The organism is Synechococcus sp. UW106 (assembly GCF_900474015.1).
Taxonomy (GTDB): Bacteria; Cyanobacteriota; Cyanobacteriia; order PCC-6307; family Cyanobiaceae; genus Parasynechococcus.
In genome coordinates this window covers 25,410-39,441 of record NZ_UCNV01000001.1, presented here as the reverse complement: position 1 = coordinate 39,441, position 14,032 = coordinate 25,410, and the positions used below count along the sequence as shown (strand labels likewise).

Here is a 14,032-nt window from a genome sequence, read left to right as displayed (position 1 = left end):
AACGGAAGAATCAGGCGATTGAGGACAACGAAGCCATCAGCGTGGCTTGCGCACAGGACCCATCAGGGGGTTTTGAACCGGTCCGGCAACGCCATAGGTCACAACGAATCCCTGGCCCCCTCCAAATGTGGAGGTGCGTCCCCTGTAGGTGGGGTTGATCACGACTTCACCGTCGAACCAGTTGTTGGCGCTCCAGAGATTTCCAGCGTCATCAACGATCACATCGGTTGTCATTTGAATAACGCCGCTTTGGTAGTTGTGAATCACATCCCCAGTGGTTTTTCCTGCGGGGCATTTGGCGGGATTGACGCCGCAGATGTGAGTCAAGCTTTGACCATATAAATTGCCGACCCAGACATTGTCATTGCCGTCGATGGTCACACCCCAGGGGATATAAGCGGTGCCTTTGGCGATGTCCTGCTTGAGAATTTTCATGTCGGGTGAAATCAACCCAACCATGCCAGTTTGCGTGATGTTGGGGTTGGTTAAAAGGTATTCAGCACCGGCCTCAAATTCCTCCATGATGGTCTTGGGTTGTGGTGCATTGGCGGGGATGTTGGGCGGCATTTTCGCGCCTGGAGGTAGTGCTCCTTGAGGAGAATTGGATTGCTGGGCAATCCATACGTGCCCTGTTGAGTCAACGGCAACACCACGTGCCCCAAGGTTCACTTCGATCGTTTTGGCCTGATCAGGAGCGTCCCCTGGGAAAACGGTGAGTTTGTTGTTGTAACTGCTGCTCACCCACACTCTGTTCTGCGCGTCAACGGCAACACTGAAGGGTGCTTGGAGCCCATTAATTGTGATTCGTTCTCCCTGGGTGTAATCGCCACCTGGGAAATGAATCATGTGGTTTGCGGTGTTGTCGGCAATCCATACATCTCCGTTGGCGGCTGTGGCGACGCCCTGAAGCTGACCCACTTCCCCATCAATGGTGGCTGGCCCGAGGGCTTTGCCGTCTTTGAGGTCGAACACCCCAACCATGTTGTTGAACGCACCAACCCAGGCATATTTTTCGGATACTCCGGTCCCCCAGCCCACTCCGTTGATGCCTTGGCCGTTGTAACCGCTAATCGCTGGTGAGAGGGGTGTGCCACCGGGGCCGAAGTGGGTCACGCCTCCGCCGATGTTGTTCACCACGCCGGATTGAGATCCCGGCATCCAGTTGGTTCCACTCCACATGCTCCCTTTTCCGTCAAACATCAACTTCCCGAGCCCTAAAGCACCGCCACCGTCAAAAACCAGGGAGAGGGAAAAGCTTTTGGGTTGAAACAGCAAATAGGGAGCGGTTGCAGTTGTGCGCAGCTGTGTTGCTTTGTTGATCGGGTATGAGCTTTGGAACAGCTGATAGAGCGCGCCGGCGTTCTTCCAGGGTTGACGGGCAATGGACGTCATTGCCGAGAGTGTGTTCTCTGAATTTGTCAGTGCTAGCAGCTGATCGCACGCTCGAGATTGCGTCGGTTGCCCGCACAGAGCAATCAGATCTGAGAGCACATTCATCCGAGCTGCAGTCTCAGAATTCAGCAGGTTCGTGCTCTTCAGCAACGTTGCTCCAAAGCGTCCTGTGCTCTGGTCCACCAGGTTTTCCACTTGGCTCGATCCGATCGCTAAGGCGCTTTGGCTCCCTTCCAAAGCTGTGCCTTCAAGCAGCTGAGCATTTGGCCAAACCGAACCAACGGTAGTGAGCTCGTTGATGGCCACCTGCTGATGCTCATCTCCGCCGAGCACCGTGAGCATGGTGAGTTGGTCGGCGCTGGATCCGCCGATATCGCCCCCCTCGGCCAAGAGGTAATGGACGACCCCTTGCGTTGCTCGAACCTTGACACTGAAGGCACCGCTTTTGTTCGAGCGATGGGTGCTCAGTTGTTTGGGGGATTGCCCGGCCTGGGTTTGCCAGAGGGTGATGGATGAGTCGCTCACGGGCTGACCCTTCAAGGAGATCTGCCCTTTCAAGGTTGATTGCCCTCGGGCTTCGACGGATCCTGTTGCTGGTCCGAGAGCCAGTGCACTCAGGGCGAGGACGTGTCCAAGCGTTTTGAAGGCTTTCATGGACGTCAATACGTTTTTTTTGGTCTAGGGAGAAAAAGAAATTTGCGCAGCGTTTCGATCCAGATCACGGACGGATGGGCGCATGCCAAGTCCCATAAGCTGAACTTGTTCTTTACTGGCTGCGATCAGTGCCCCGGATCGGACTGATCGTCAATGACGGCAAGCCGCTGGCGGTGCAGACGGCGGACACCATTCAGCAGCGCCTGGAGGCAGCCGGCCATGCCGTGGAGCGGGCCAGCAGCTCTGGGGGCATGGTTGGCTTTGCCAATCCCGATCAGCACCTACGTCTGAGGGGCTACAGCGCCTGCGTGCCTCAGGGCTTCGACCAATCGATGGTGTTGGCCATCGTGCTCGGTGGTGACGGCACAGTTCTCTCCGCAGCGCGTCAGACCGCCCCTGTCGGGATCCCGATTCTCACGATCAATACCGGTCATTTGGGATTTCTGGCGGAGGCCTATCTCGACGATCTCGACCGGGCCCTAGACGTGGTGCTCACCCAGCAATGGACGATTGAAGAACGCAGCAACCTCGTGGTGAGTGTGATGCGGGGTGATCAGCGCCGCTGGGAGGCGCTGTCCCTCAACGAAATGGCGCTGCATCGGGAGCCGCTTACAAGCATGTGTCATTTCGAGATCGCCATTGGTCGTCATGCCCCGGTGGACATTGCTGCCGATGGTGTGATCCTCTCCACGCCGACGGGTTCAACGGCCTATGCCCTCAGTTCTGGAGGGCCGGTGATCACGCCGGATTGTCCGGTGCTGCAACTCACCCCGATTGCGCCCCATTCCCTGGCGTCCCGCGCTCTGGTGTTCAGTGACCGTGAACCCGTCACGGTGTTTCCGGCCACGCCGGAGCGCCTGATGATGGTGGTGGATGGAAGTGCTGGTTGCTATGTCTGGCCTGAAGATCGTGTGTTAATCCGTCGTAGCGACAATCCCGTGCGCTTTGTGCGCCTCGCAGACCACGAGTTCTTCCAGGTGCTGCGCAACAAACTGGGTTGGGGTCTGCCCCACATCGCCAAGCCTGACCGGGAATGAACGCTGATCCTCTGTTGTTGTTGGCAGGCCCTTCAGCGATATCCCTGGCGCCCCGTCTCGCTGCATCCGGCTACGCCACCCTGGACTGGCTTAGTGCCGGGCCTTCGGCCCATGCCCCTGAACCGGGTGAATCCCCTGTGGCTGCCGTGCTGGCGGCCGATCAGGCCGCTTTGATTCAGGATCTGCGCAACCGTTTCCGGGCCATGCCGATCCTGCTGGACCTGGAACGCGACAGCGTTGAAGCGCGCGCCGCCTGCCTGGGAACCGGCGCGGACGATTTCTGGCTGTCGGAGATCGGGCCCAGCGATCTACTGCTGCGTTTGCGCCTGCACCGCACGATCCAGCAGCGGTCAGGTCAGCGACCGGTGCTGCTTCAGATCGATGATCTCAGCGTTGATCCCACCACGCGAACGGTGCGCCGGGGAGGGCGTGTGGTGGCGTTGACGGCCCGTGAATTCACGCTTCTGCAGGTGCTTTTGCGTCGACGGGGCCAGGTGTTGAGTCGCGACGCGTTGCTCCGGGAGGTCTGGCAAGGGGAGCGGTCCAGCAGCAATGTCGTTGAGGTGTACGTGCGTTATCTGCGCCAGAAGCTGGAGGCCGGCGGTGAGCGCCGTCTGCTGCACACCGTGCGCGGCCGTGGCTACTGCCTTGGCCAGGTGTTGCCGGAGGCTTGAGCGGCCATGGATGCTCTGCCCCCTGAGCCGCCCCCGCAGTGGCTGCCGATTGCCGCCCGCTGGTGTGTTGAGAACCAGCGCTGCATCGATCTCGAGGTGGCCCGCGGCCCTGAACAACAGCGGCTGGGGTTGATGCGGCGCCCTGCCCTGCCTCCCTTGCGTGGGATGTGGTTCCCCTTTTCCACCCCGCAGCCGCAGCGTTTCTGGATGTTCAACACCATTGCGCCTCTCGACATGATCTTTGTTCGAGACGGACGCGTGCTCGATCTGGTCCGCGCTGTTCCAGCTTGCGCTGCATTGCCTTGTCGGTCCTATTCCGCAGATGCGGATGGCAACGGACGAGCCGATTTTGTCGATGCGGTGGTCGAAATCGGTGCGGGGGAGGCTCAACGCCTTGGGATTGACATCGGAGATCCGGTTCGGATTGAGCCGTTATGTCTTCGGACTGAGGCTGTTTCAGCTCCGCTTCGTTCCAGTCACGATCAAGGTTGGGTTCATCGGAGACAGGCGTGTGCCGTCCCCTAGCGGTTGTCCTCGCCAGGCCTGCAGCTGTTGCACGCGCACCGCTAACCCGGCGTTCTCGAGGAGGGGCCGAACGCTGGCTAACGCCTCCAGGCTGGCCAGGGGAATCACAACAACGCCTCCAGACCGGAGACGCTCCACAACCTTCTGCAGCAAGCGCTCCCGTTGCGCCCCTCCGCCTCCAAGCAGAACACGATCTGGATGGCTGAGCTCCGTGGGAAGGGCGCCGTTCATGACCTGGATGACGTCTGCTTCCAGCACTGCTGCTGGGCTGACTCCGAGCCGTCGCGCATTGCGCTGGATCAGTTGAGCGCCACCAGCACGCCGTTCCACCGCCAGCAGTTGCAGCCGTGGGCGCAGGCGCAGAGCTTCCAGTCCGACGCTGCCAGTACCCGCCCCCAGATCCCAGAGCACGCCGTGCTCGGGCAAGGTGAGTTCGGCCAGCAGTTGGACGCGCACCTCCCGCTTGGTCATCAGCCCGGGGTGATCGCTTTGCTGCAGGTAGAGCCCGTCATCGAGCCCGAACAACGGCAGCTCATGCAGATCCGGTACGGCGGGTTCCCGGGCGATTAGCAGTGCAATCAGCAGCGGATGCAGATCCTTCGGCAGGGCCGTGCCTGGGGCGATCTGCTGTACCCGCTCATCGGCGTGCCCGAGGTTTTCGCAGAGCCATAGGTCTGTGCTGGCTTCAAGGCCGCTGCTGCGCAACATGCGCTGCACGGTGCGAGCGCCACCCTGGTTGGGGTCCGTCAACACCGCCAGGGCCGCCGGTCGTTTTTGCAAGGCGCTGGCCAGGATCTCGGGGTCCCGTCCATGCAGGCTGACCCAGTCGGCGTCCTGCCAGGGGCGACCGATGCGGGCGAAGGCCAGTTGCAGCGATGTGGGGGCGGGATGAAACCGAAGCCGCTCCGCACCGATGCGGTCGCAAAGGATGCGCCCTAGGCCGAACCAGAGCGGATCACCGCTGGCGAGCACCACCACAGGTTGTGCCGCCGGTCTTGATTGCAGGCTGCCCACGAGAGCCCGCGGGTCGTCGCTGCTGATCAGTTCCTGCAGGTCGTCCCCCAGCCACTCCCTCACAGCGGCTTGCAACCGTTGTGGCGCAGCAATCAGCGCGGCAGTCCGCAGCAGCTTCTGCTGTGGAGCGGGCAGCGAGGCTGGAGCCCCCGCGTCGGTACCGATCACATCGATCATCCCGTCATTCTGGTGTCAGGGTTTGTGGGGCTATGGCACGGGGAGACCTGCTGTCGGATCGCTTGGTTGCTGGAGGGTTCGTCCGCCCTGCGGTGCTGCTTCGAGGCTTGCAGCTTCGTCGCCCGGCACTCTCCTGCTGGAGGGTGAGCTTGGTGATGGGGATCAGTGGGCTGATGGTTGAGCCCCTGGCTTGGGTGCAGTCATGGCTTTTTGCACGCCGTTTGCACAAGGCTGAACTTCCGGATGATCCGATTGTGGTGATTGGTCACTGGCGCAGTGGCACGACGTATCTGCATCAGTTGCTGGCCTCTGATCCCACGCTGGCGACGGCGCGCAATTGCCTCACCATGGCGCCGCAGGTGGCGTTGCTGCTTCAACCCTTGCTTCGCTCAGTACTTAGAGCCTGGATGACGCGGCAGCGGCCGATCGATGCGGTGCCCTGGGGGCCAGATGATCCCCAGGAAGATGAGGTCGGTCTGGCACGACTCACCATGGACACCAACATGGCGGGGATGGCTTTCCCTCAGGCCTACAAATGGTTTTTCCGTCGCAACGTTCTGGGGTTGTCCCGTGCGTTTGAGCGAGAGTGGCTTCTCTTCACCAAGCTCACCTGGCTCCACGACGGCCAGGGCAAGACTGGTCTGCTGATCAAGAACAGTGCTCATTCCGCCCGGGTGGAGCTGGTGCTGCGGCATTTCCCCAAGGCGAGGTTCGTGGTGCTGTGTCGTGATCCGCAGGCTTCGATCCGTTCGCTGGTTCGGGTGAAGCAGCGATTGGGTGGCTTGGTGGGGCTCCAGCCCGTGCCCGATGCCGTGACCCAGGTGGAGGAAACGGTGGCGGCCCATCGCCAGCTGCTCCAGGCCTTTGAGGCGTCTCGGCATCGGATCCCTCAGGGTCAGTTGATTGAGCTGCACTACGACGCGCTGGTCAGCCAACCCCTTGCGTCGGTGAAGCGTATTTATGACGAACTTGGGCTCAGCAGTTGGTTAGTGGCGGAGGCACCGATTCAGGCTCGGATTGCCCAAGCTCGGAGCTACATCGCTGATCCTGTGACTCTGCCCGTTGAAGCGCAACAGCGCCTGCACGACTTGATGGAGGTGGCATGACCCCATCCCACGATCGCCGTCAGCGTTTGCATGAACTTGTGATCGCCCTGATTGCGCGGGAGGACGATCTCCCCTTGCTCGATCCTGATCAGCCCGACCTAGAGGGGGCGGCCCCCGGTCGTTGGTTGGATCAGAACCGGCGCAGCCTCCAGCGTTACCAATCCTTGGTTCGCACGGCGGTCACGCTGGATGCCCTGCTCGACGCCGAGGACAATCCATCACCCTTGTCCACGGGCTGATCTGAACCGCTGGCTGATCGCGGTAAACCTGGCAATCTGGGGCGACTCTCGGCCCCTGCATGGCTTCGTTCGGTTGGTCCGCTCTGAACTCCCTGCTGGGCCGCGGCGCCAAAACCTCCAATTGGCAACCACCGGAGGCCTGCTGGAGCCATCCCTTTGGCCTGGGCTGGGATAAGCCCTACACGGTTCGCTACGCCAGCAACCTCGATGACGGGCCCAACCACGGCATGCCGCTTGGGGGCTTCGGGGCGGGCTGCTTCGGTCGTGCCCCCGACGGCAACATCAACCTCTGGCACCTCGATGGTGGTGAGCACTGGTTCGGTGTATTACCCGACTGCCAGTTCGCTCTGTTTGAGGGGAATGGTCGGGGCAAGCGGGCTCATGCCCTGGCGGTTCAGCCCCATCAGGATGCGTCGCGTCCGGAGGCTGGCCAGCCCCTAAAGGCCTGGGAGTGGTATCCGGCCAGCACGCCGGAATGCAGCACCGGCACCTACGCCGCCCGTTACCCGCTGAGTTGGACCAGCTACGAGGGGGTTTATGACGCTGAGGTGCGATGTGAGGCCTTCAGTCCGATCTTGCCTGGGGACTATCAGCGCACCAGCTATCCGGTCGCGGTGTTCGTCTGGACGCTGCGCAATCCCACCGACCAGCCTCTGGATTTGTCGTTGTTGTTGAGTTGGCGCAACACCACGGGCTGGTTCACCAACACCGATGCCTCGGCCGAGGTTCACTTCCGCGATGACGGAAGCCCCGAGCACAATTATGCCCCGGCCATCGGCATGACCAACGGTCAGCGCAATCGTTGCGTTGAGGATGGCTCCCTCAAGGGGGTGGTGCTGGAGGGCAACGTCTCCAATCCCGTTGCGGAAGGCGAGGGGCAGTGGTGCATCGCCACGGCCGAGCAGCCTGGTGTGACCGTCCAGCGATGTGGCCGATGGAATCCCAGCGGCGATGGCCGTGAGTTGTGGGACAGCTTCAGTGCCGATGGCTCCATCCCCGATAGCAACAACGATCGACGCAGTGGATCCGATGATCCCCTCAGCGCGGCTCTGGCGGTGAAGTGTCAGCTGGCTCCCGGGCAGAGCATCGAGATCCCGGTGGTGATTAGCTGGGATCTTCCCGTGACGGCTTTTGCAACCGGCAGCCAAGCTCTGCGCCGCTATACCGACTTCTTCGGTACCGATGCCAACCAGGCGGTTGCCATTGCCGCTGAAGCGCTGCGCGACTGGCAGACGTGGCGCCAGCAGATCGAGGCCTGGCAGCAGCCGGTGCTGCAGCGCACGGACCTGCCGGAACCGCTGCGGATGGCTCTGTTCAATGAGCTCTACGACCTCTGCAGTGGCGGCAGTCTCTGGAGCGCGGCCTCACCCGATGATCCCCACGGCCGCTTCGGCGTTTTGGAGTGCCTCGACTATGCCTGGTATGAGAGCCTCGATGTTCGTCTGTATGGATCCTTTGCCCTGTTGCAGCTCTGGCCCGAACTCGACAAGGCCGTGTTGCGCAGTTTTGCCCGGGCCATTCCGGCGGCAGACGCCACCCAGCGGCCGATCGGTTGGTATTTCACCCAGGGCAAAGGCCGGGTGGAGGCAGACCGCAAGGTGAAGGGAGCCACGCCCCATGATCTGGGGGCTCCCAACGAGATTCCCTGGGATGCAACCAACTACACCGCTTATCAGGACTGCAACCTCTGGAAAGATCTCGGCAGTGATTTTGTTCTGCAGGTTTGGCGCACGTTCAAGCTGGCGCCCAGCGGTGAAGACATTCGTTTCTTGGCCGACTGCTGGCCGGCGGCTGTAGAGGCTCTCCGCTACCTCAAGACCTTCGACGTCAACGATGATGGCTTGCCCGACAACGGTGGTGCTCCAGATCAGACCTTCGATGACTGGCCTCTGAAGGGGGTGAGTGCCTATTGCGGTGCCCTCTGGATCGCGGCTCTCGAGGCTGCTCTTGCCATTGCCCAGACTCTGCAGCTCAAGACAGGTCTTGATACCTCAGCCGAGCAGAAGGAATTCAGCGGTTGGTTGGAGCAATCCCGTGGCAACTTCGACAAGTTGCTCTGGAACGGCGAGTACTACGACATTGATGCCGAGAGCGGCACGCCGGTGGTCATGGCCGATCAGCTTTGCGGAGATTTCTACGCACGCTTGTTAGGTCTTCCGCCGGTGGTGAGTGACAGCAACAGTCGCAGCACGTTGAAGGCCGTCAAAGAGGCTTGTTTCGAGGCCTTTGATGGCGGATCCCTTGGTGTAGCCAACGGCTTACGCCGGGATGGCACTCCGTTGGATCCCAATGGCACCCACCCCCTGGAGGTGTGGACGGGGATCAACTTCGGGATTGCCAGCTACTACCGATTGATGGGCGAGAAGCAGACGGCGGAAGCCATCTGCTCCGCGGTGGTCGAGCAGGTGTATTCCGGCGGCTTGCAGTTCCGCACCCCTGAAGCCATCACTGCTGTGAACACCTACCGGGCCTGTCATTACCTCCGGGCCATGGCGATCTGGGGACTCTGGGCGACCGAGACCGACTGGAGTCCAATCCCCGGATCGGATGCCCGTTGAAGTGTCGCTCTTGGGGATTCTCCGAATTGGTTGCGGTAATCCCGAGCGAAGTGATTGCGACTTTGAAAGCCGTAATGGGAGGCAACCTCTTGCACCGTTTGACAGCGGATGGCGTGTTGCACGTCCGGCTCTCCCAGGGCGTGTTGCACCTGAGCGAGCCGGATCTGTTTGAGCACCGCCATGGGACCGGTGCCGAAGGTCTGACGACAGTGCTGAACGATGGAGGAGCGTGAGGCGATGATCGTTGCGCTTAGATCGTCAAGCGTGATGGCCTGGCGGCTGTTCTCGAACCCCCATCTGACCAGATCCTTCATTAGGGCGGTCCCCACGCCGAGTTCACTACTCGCTGTTCCCTTCAGCTCATGCGGTGTCAAGGCTTCAAGCATCGCGACCTCGACCAGATCCTCCTGGGCCACTCCCATCAGTTGGTCCTGGATTAACGCGCTGATTTCTTGAAACCGTTGGGGGTGGAGGTTGGCGGAATTGGAACCATGGATGACCTCAAGCACTTGGTGGTCGCCGGTGGTGCTGGCGAGCTGTTCAAGCCTTGTCTGCGAGACGAGCGCTACCTGGATGTGAGCCCCTGAGGGAAGCAGAAAAAAAGTGTCTGTCAGGCCTGCATGAAAACCATGAAGGGAGCCCGGATGAGTTTCCTCGCCACGAACCACCGGCTGCTGATCGGTGGTGTTCAAGCTGATGGGCAACATCCCCGGGCGCCTGTTGCCTTGAAGCACTAGGTCTTGATTGGTCTGGATCGACAAGACCGGCAGCTGCCGCGAACCACCCAGGTGGAAGACTCCATCGAGAGCGCCCTGGCTCAATTGAGCCACATCCATCTCAAAGCCGAGTGTTCGGAGGGTCGCGTCGAGGCCCCGAGCTGAGTTGAAGTCGAGCTTCAAAGCTCAATTGTTGGTCAAACTCACCTGTTGGGATGATTTGTTGTGAGAATTCTCTGAATGATTTATCCGGTATGCGCCGTCTCCTGTGTTGTCTGATGGCCGCTCTAGGGCTGTTGTTGCTCACTCCAGGGATGGCCTGGGCCCAGGTTCACCAACACGAGAGTGAGACCGGCGTCGCCATGGTGCGCTCTCTGGAGAGCCTGCGGGATCTCGATTACGACAGCTGGCAGGCGGTGGCCTATCGCGAGGGGCCTCCTGGTCAGCCAGTTGTCTTGCGCGTTGTGGGCTATCCCGGAAGATTGCGTCTGGATCATCCGGTGGGTCTTCAGGTGCTGGCGGGTCGACGCGAATGGCTGCTGGATGACATCACCATGGCCAATCCGGTGCTGGCCACGGATGGTCGTGAGGCGGCGGCTGAATTCGCCCTCGATCCTTTGCTGAACGATCTCAGCAACAACCGGCCGCTTCGCTTGGCGTTGCCGGGAGTCTTCACCGAGTTGCCCGTACCTCCCTACGTCGTTGGTGAATGGCGCTCGCTGCAGGAACTTCCCCTCAGCTGATGTGGGAGCTCTGGATGCGGCGGGCGCTGGCCCTGGCTGCCCTTGCCCAAGGTCACACCAGCCCCAATCCCCTGGTGGGGGCTGTGGTTCTGGATCGGGATGGGCGTCTCGTCGGCGAGGGGTTTCATGCGCGGGCCGGTGAAGCCCATGCCGAGGTGGGTGCCTTGCTGCAAGCCGGCGCTGCGGCCCGTGGAGGGACCCTTGTGGTGACCTTGGAACCTTGCTGCCATCACGGCCGCACTCCCCCCTGCAGTGAGGAGGTGGTGCAAGCCGGTATCCGTCGTGTTGTGGTTGCTCTTGAGGATCCAGATCCTCGTGTGGATGGGGGGGGGATTCGCCAGCTGCGTGAGGCTGGCCTGGAGGTGATCAGCGGTGTGCTGCGCGAAGAGGCCCTGCAGCAGAACAGGGCTTTCTTGCATCGCGTGCGTACCGGCAGGCCTTTCGGGATGCTGAAGTGGGCCATGAGCCTGGATGGCCGCACCGCCTTGCCCAATGGCGCTAGCCAATGGATCAGCGGCCCACCGGCGCGTGATTGGGTGCATCAGCTGCGCAGTGGCATGGATGCTGTGATCGTGGGGGGCGGCACGGTTCGCGTCGATGATCCGTTACTCACCAGCCGGGGCAGGCGTTCACCGGAACCGCTCCGGGTGGTGCTGAGCCGCAGTTTGGATTTACCGGATCAGGCGCAGCTCTGGGACACCGCGGTGGCTCCGACCCTGGTGGCCCATGGGCCCGATGCTGATCCCAATCGTCTGCCATGCGGCCCAGATGGGCTTGGGCTTTCGGTCTGTGATCCGTTGCAGCTGATGGAGGCCCTGGCTCAGCGCGGTTGCAACCAAGTGCTGTGGGAATGTGGCCCCGAGTTAGCGGCTGCGGCGATCCGACAGGGCTGTGTACAGGAGATCGCGGCGGTGGTGGCACCGAAGCTGATGGGGGGCACAGCAGCCCGCACTCCTCTGGGGGAGCTGGACTTCAGCGCTATGGATGAGGTGCTGCAGGGGGGATGGCATCAGTGCGAGCCGCTCGGGCATGACTGGTTGCTGCGCTGGCGGATCGGCTCTTAATCCAAGCCTCTGGTGAGGTCGCACACCTTGAGCGACAGACAAATCTGGGGATCTCGTTTAGGAGACGAGCGGTTTTTTCCTCGAACAATGCAGCTCTACAACGTGACCTGGCAGTTTCCTGAGATCGAAGGCCAAAAGGCTGCCTACGCGAAGCTGATCGATTACATGGCCAGTGGAGCCGAGGCGGATTGTTTCGATGGCTTCGAATTGATCAGCCGCACCCATTGTCCGCAGACCGGCAGCGGTGTGGTGATCTGCAAGGCCCGGGGCACCAAGGAGCTGTTTAAGCACTTCGCGCCATGGCGGGCCATGTTCGGCGTTGAGTTCGATATGCAACCGGCCTTCAGCGACGAAGAGGTGTGCGCCTGCCACAAGGAACTTTTTGAGTCGATGGCGGGCTGATTCCTTCAGCGGTCTTGATTTTTCTAGGTTTCGGATGCGCTTTACCGGGGCATAGGCCTAGGCGCAGACTTGTGCGCATGAGTGGGGCTTGATTGCTCGTTCGTGCGCACGCGCCAGCTTTTTTGCAGTAGGTCTCGCTCCCGGTTAAGAGCGCCGCGAGGCACGGCAGGCGTAGAAGCCCGCAAAGATGGTTAGAAACATTTGGCGTTATGGCACCCACCAAGAGAGAGATCCTCGCCGCATCAGCAGGCTGGGTGGCCGTCACCTTGAACGTGGTGCCGGGTTTAGGTGCCGGGTACCTGTACCAGCGCCGCTGGAAGGCCTACTGGATTACATCTGCTCTGGCCACTACCTGGTTCGTGCTTGGGGCAGTGCTTGGGCAAGGAGCAGAGGGTGCCCAGGACATTCAAAACCAATTGGTTGGCCTGGTTGGGTTAATCGCTCTGGCGGCTGGAACAGCGGTTGAAGCCGGCATAGCCGTGAAGAAATCTCGTGAAGAGAACTGAGAAGCTTTTGACGCGGCTTGCTGAGCACAAGCCAGTAATGGAGTGGAAGACCCTCAATAATTAACTTGCTTGGCGAAGATTTGCTTCTATGTCAGTAAGTGAAAAGAGTGAAGGCTCAAAATGTGACTTCAAGTTGAAGCCATATGAATGCAGCAGTAATGCCTGCTTGGGAGCAGATTAAGCAATTAAAAGTGGGCAGAGCTGAGTTCAGTGATGACATTCCAAGAATGTGCAGGGTTTAGGCGAGTGATTCACGGAAAATGAAATTAATATAAGATCAGAAATAGATAGATACTTAAGTTGGATACAGTTGGTAGTATTAGGAATCTGGCTTGAAAGAGTTGAACTCTGGCACCATTCGACGCCTCATTCTCACGCTGGCTACAGGGTACCTAACTGTATTTGGTGTTAGACAAATTCCTTACGAATTTCAGAACGAATGGCTAGTTCTTGTTCCAGCGCTCATATTTGTTTATGCGTTGACGGTTTGGGTTGAAGGTAAGATATTCAAGGATGATGCAATTGTGATATCAAAAAGTAATAAGCCTAAGCCTCAGATCAGCAAAGCCTCCAAGAAAGGGTTTGGATCTGACTGACTCCCAAAGCCTCGTGAACGCGGTTGTTATTGCGAGGTTTCGTATAGTTATGGCCATTGGCTGGTGGTTTGCTGTTCGACTCTTATTCGCTCTGATCCGCCAAGTTTCACTCCTCGGGTCGCTAAGTCGTACATTTCTTGGTGAATATTCTTTGATTCATTTGTAAACCAATTTGTTGATTCTGGCATCGTGCATTTTTTAGGTCCAAGGTCTATAAATGTATATTCAAGGGTAATGAAGTCTCCTTCTGGTGTTTTGTAGCCAAGCTCGAGAAGGATTAGGCCATTTGGAAAAGGGGTGTCGATCTGGGCTTGCGTGGCATGACGTCCAATTTCAATGGATTTGTTAGCAATAGTTCCATCGCCTGATGCATCTCTAATTCTTATCATTAACGCCGTGCCTTGGTTCTGATTTATTAATTGCTGCGTCTGCTTTCTTAGGCCCCATTTGCAATTAATTGTATTGGACTTGGCCGAGGCTTTGAGAAAGGAGAGTTCTCTCTTCAAGGTTTGGGTGTTTTTTTCTTGTTTTAACAGCCCTAGTTTTGAGAGAAGCCACTTCATGCTGCCTATTTTCGGTGAGCCTGTTTTTAGCTCATTTGCTGGTGACACTAAGAAATTCTTCTCAAT

At 59.5% G+C, this 14,032-nt stretch carries 15 protein-coding genes; 11 read left to right on the top strand and 4 right to left on the bottom strand.

Features of this window, described 5'->3' with window-relative positions:
* Positions 1-36: 36 nt before the first annotated feature.
* On the bottom strand, positions 37-1,917 hold the full coding sequence (locus tag DXY30_RS00225; protein WP_371638438.1) for a hypothetical protein: 1,881 nt from the start codon (positions 1,915-1,917) through the stop codon (positions 37-39).
* A 257-nt stretch (positions 1,918-2,174) separates the two neighbouring features.
* Here DXY30_RS00225 and DXY30_RS00220 point away from each other — a divergent pair, with 257 nt between their 5' ends.
* The 3 genes from DXY30_RS00220 to DXY30_RS00210 are packed head-to-tail and all read left to right on the top strand — an operon-like array spanning position 2,175 to position 4,282.
* On the top strand, positions 2,175-3,083 hold the full coding sequence (locus DXY30_RS00220) for an NAD(+) kinase (RefSeq protein WP_115092866.1): 909 nt from the start codon (positions 2,175-2,177) through the stop codon (positions 3,081-3,083).
* The gene (locus DXY30_RS00215; RefSeq protein WP_115092865.1) at positions 3,080-3,757 is read left to right on the top strand and encodes a response regulator transcription factor; all 678 of its coding nucleotides are present in this window, start codon (positions 3,080-3,082) and stop codon (positions 3,755-3,757) included. Before DXY30_RS00220 ends, DXY30_RS00215 begins: the two co-directional genes overlap by 4 nt.
* Positions 3,758-3,763: 6 nt before the next feature.
* On the top strand, positions 3,764-4,282 hold the full coding sequence (locus DXY30_RS00210) for a DUF192 domain-containing protein (RefSeq protein ID WP_115092864.1): 519 nt from the start codon (positions 3,764-3,766) through the stop codon (positions 4,280-4,282).
* Here the strand turns inward: DXY30_RS00210 and cbiE are convergent.
* Positions 4,214-5,473, bottom strand: a complete 1,260-nt coding sequence (gene cbiE / locus DXY30_RS00205) for a precorrin-6y C5,15-methyltransferase (decarboxylating) subunit CbiE (protein WP_115092863.1) — start codon at positions 5,471-5,473, stop codon at positions 4,214-4,216. The genes DXY30_RS00210 and cbiE overlap by 69 nt on opposite strands.
* Positions 5,474-5,505: 32 nt before the next feature.
* Between cbiE and DXY30_RS00200 the strand changes: the two genes are divergently transcribed.
* Genes DXY30_RS00200 through DXY30_RS00190 form a run of 3 tightly spaced genes read left to right on the top strand, consistent with a single transcriptional unit; the run spans position 5,506 to position 9,376 of the window.
* Positions 5,506-6,579, top strand: a complete 1,074-nt coding sequence (locus DXY30_RS00200) for a sulfotransferase (RefSeq protein ID WP_115092862.1) — start codon at positions 5,506-5,508, stop codon at positions 6,577-6,579.
* The gene (locus DXY30_RS00195; RefSeq protein ID WP_115092861.1) at positions 6,576-6,818 is read left to right on the top strand and encodes a hypothetical protein; all 243 of its coding nucleotides are present in this window, start codon (positions 6,576-6,578) and stop codon (positions 6,816-6,818) included. The genes DXY30_RS00200 and DXY30_RS00195 overlap by 4 nt, the downstream gene beginning before the upstream one ends.
* A 59-nt stretch (positions 6,819-6,877) precedes the next feature.
* Positions 6,878-9,376 (top strand): GH116 family glycosyl hydrolase, encoded by a 2,499-nt coding sequence (locus DXY30_RS00190; protein ID WP_115092860.1) that lies wholly within the window; start codon positions 6,878-6,880, stop codon positions 9,374-9,376.
* Here DXY30_RS00190 and DXY30_RS00185 read toward each other — a convergent pair.
* Positions 9,295-10,275 carry an AraC family transcriptional regulator gene (locus tag DXY30_RS00185; RefSeq protein WP_115092859.1) on the bottom strand — a complete coding sequence of 327 codons (981 nt, stop codon included), beginning with the start codon at positions 10,273-10,275 and terminating at the stop codon, positions 9,295-9,297. The genes DXY30_RS00190 and DXY30_RS00185 overlap by 82 nt on opposite strands.
* A gap of 71 nt (positions 10,276-10,346) precedes the next feature.
* On the opposite strand from DXY30_RS00185, the gene DXY30_RS00180 reads away from it, so the two are divergent.
* The 5 genes from DXY30_RS00180 (at position 10,347) to DXY30_RS00160 (ending at position 13,403) form a co-directional block, all read left to right on the top strand.
* Complete coding sequence (locus DXY30_RS00180) at positions 10,347-10,835, top strand: DUF3122 domain-containing protein (RefSeq protein ID WP_115092858.1); 489 nt, start codon at positions 10,347-10,349, stop codon at positions 10,833-10,835.
* A complete protein-coding gene (ribD, locus tag DXY30_RS00175; RefSeq protein WP_115092857.1) occupies positions 10,835-11,899 on the top strand; it encodes a bifunctional diaminohydroxyphosphoribosylaminopyrimidine deaminase/5-amino-6-(5-phosphoribosylamino)uracil reductase RibD in 1,065 nt (354 codons plus the stop codon). The genes DXY30_RS00180 and ribD overlap by 1 nt, the downstream gene beginning before the upstream one ends.
* A gap of 87 nt (positions 11,900-11,986) precedes the next feature.
* Complete coding sequence (locus tag DXY30_RS00170; protein ID WP_115092856.1) at positions 11,987-12,301, top strand: DUF3303 domain-containing protein; 315 nt, start codon at positions 11,987-11,989, stop codon at positions 12,299-12,301.
* Between the two features lie 209 nt (positions 12,302-12,510).
* The gene (locus DXY30_RS00165; protein ID WP_115023664.1) at positions 12,511-12,807 is read left to right on the top strand and encodes a hypothetical protein; all 297 of its coding nucleotides are present in this window, start codon (positions 12,511-12,513) and stop codon (positions 12,805-12,807) included.
* 341 nt (positions 12,808-13,148) lie between these two features.
* Positions 13,149-13,403 (top strand): hypothetical protein, encoded by a 255-nt coding sequence (locus DXY30_RS00160; protein WP_170951065.1) that lies wholly within the window; start codon positions 13,149-13,151, stop codon positions 13,401-13,403.
* Between the two features lie 47 nt (positions 13,404-13,450).
* Here DXY30_RS00160 and DXY30_RS00155 read toward each other — a convergent pair whose 3' ends face one another.
* Positions 13,451-13,966: a hypothetical protein gene (locus DXY30_RS00155; protein WP_115092854.1), complete on the bottom strand. Its 516-nt coding sequence runs from the start codon at positions 13,964-13,966 to the stop codon at positions 13,451-13,453.
* Positions 13,967-14,032: the final 66 nt, after the last annotated feature.

What these genes read in the sequence shown, in the direction of transcription:
- DXY30_RS00195 (WP_115092861.1), top strand. Translation starts at nt 6,576, where the DNA reads ATGACCCCATCCCACGATCGCCGTCAGCGTTTGCATGAACTTGTGATC.
- DXY30_RS00190 (WP_115092860.1), top strand. Translation starts at nt 6,878, where the DNA reads ATGGCTTCGTTCGGTTGGTCCGCTCTGAACTCCCTGCTGGGCCGCGGC.
- DXY30_RS00165 (WP_115023664.1), top strand. Translation starts at nt 12,511, where the DNA reads ATGGCACCCACCAAGAGAGAGATCCTCGCCGCATCAGCAGGCTGGGTG.
- ribD (WP_115092857.1), top strand. Translation starts at nt 10,835, where the DNA reads ATGTGGGAGCTCTGGATGCGGCGGGCGCTGGCCCTGGCTGCCCTTGCC.
- DXY30_RS00170 (WP_115092856.1), top strand. Translation starts at nt 11,987, where the DNA reads ATGCAGCTCTACAACGTGACCTGGCAGTTTCCTGAGATCGAAGGCCAA.
- DXY30_RS00215 (WP_115092865.1), top strand. Translation starts at nt 3,080, where the DNA reads ATGAACGCTGATCCTCTGTTGTTGTTGGCAGGCCCTTCAGCGATATCC.
- DXY30_RS00210 (WP_115092864.1), top strand. Translation starts at nt 3,764, where the DNA reads ATGGATGCTCTGCCCCCTGAGCCGCCCCCGCAGTGGCTGCCGATTGCC.
- DXY30_RS00180 (WP_115092858.1), top strand. Translation starts at nt 10,347, where the DNA reads ATGCGCCGTCTCCTGTGTTGTCTGATGGCCGCTCTAGGGCTGTTGTTG.
- DXY30_RS00155 (WP_115092854.1), bottom strand. Translation starts at nt 13,966, where the DNA reads ATGAAGTGGCTTCTCTCAAAACTAGGGCTGTTAAAACAAGAAAAAAAC.
- cbiE (WP_115092863.1), bottom strand. Translation starts at nt 5,473, where the DNA reads ATGATCGATGTGATCGGTACCGACGCGGGGGCTCCAGCCTCGCTGCCC.
- DXY30_RS00200 (WP_115092862.1), top strand. Translation starts at nt 5,506, where the DNA reads ATGGCACGGGGAGACCTGCTGTCGGATCGCTTGGTTGCTGGAGGGTTC.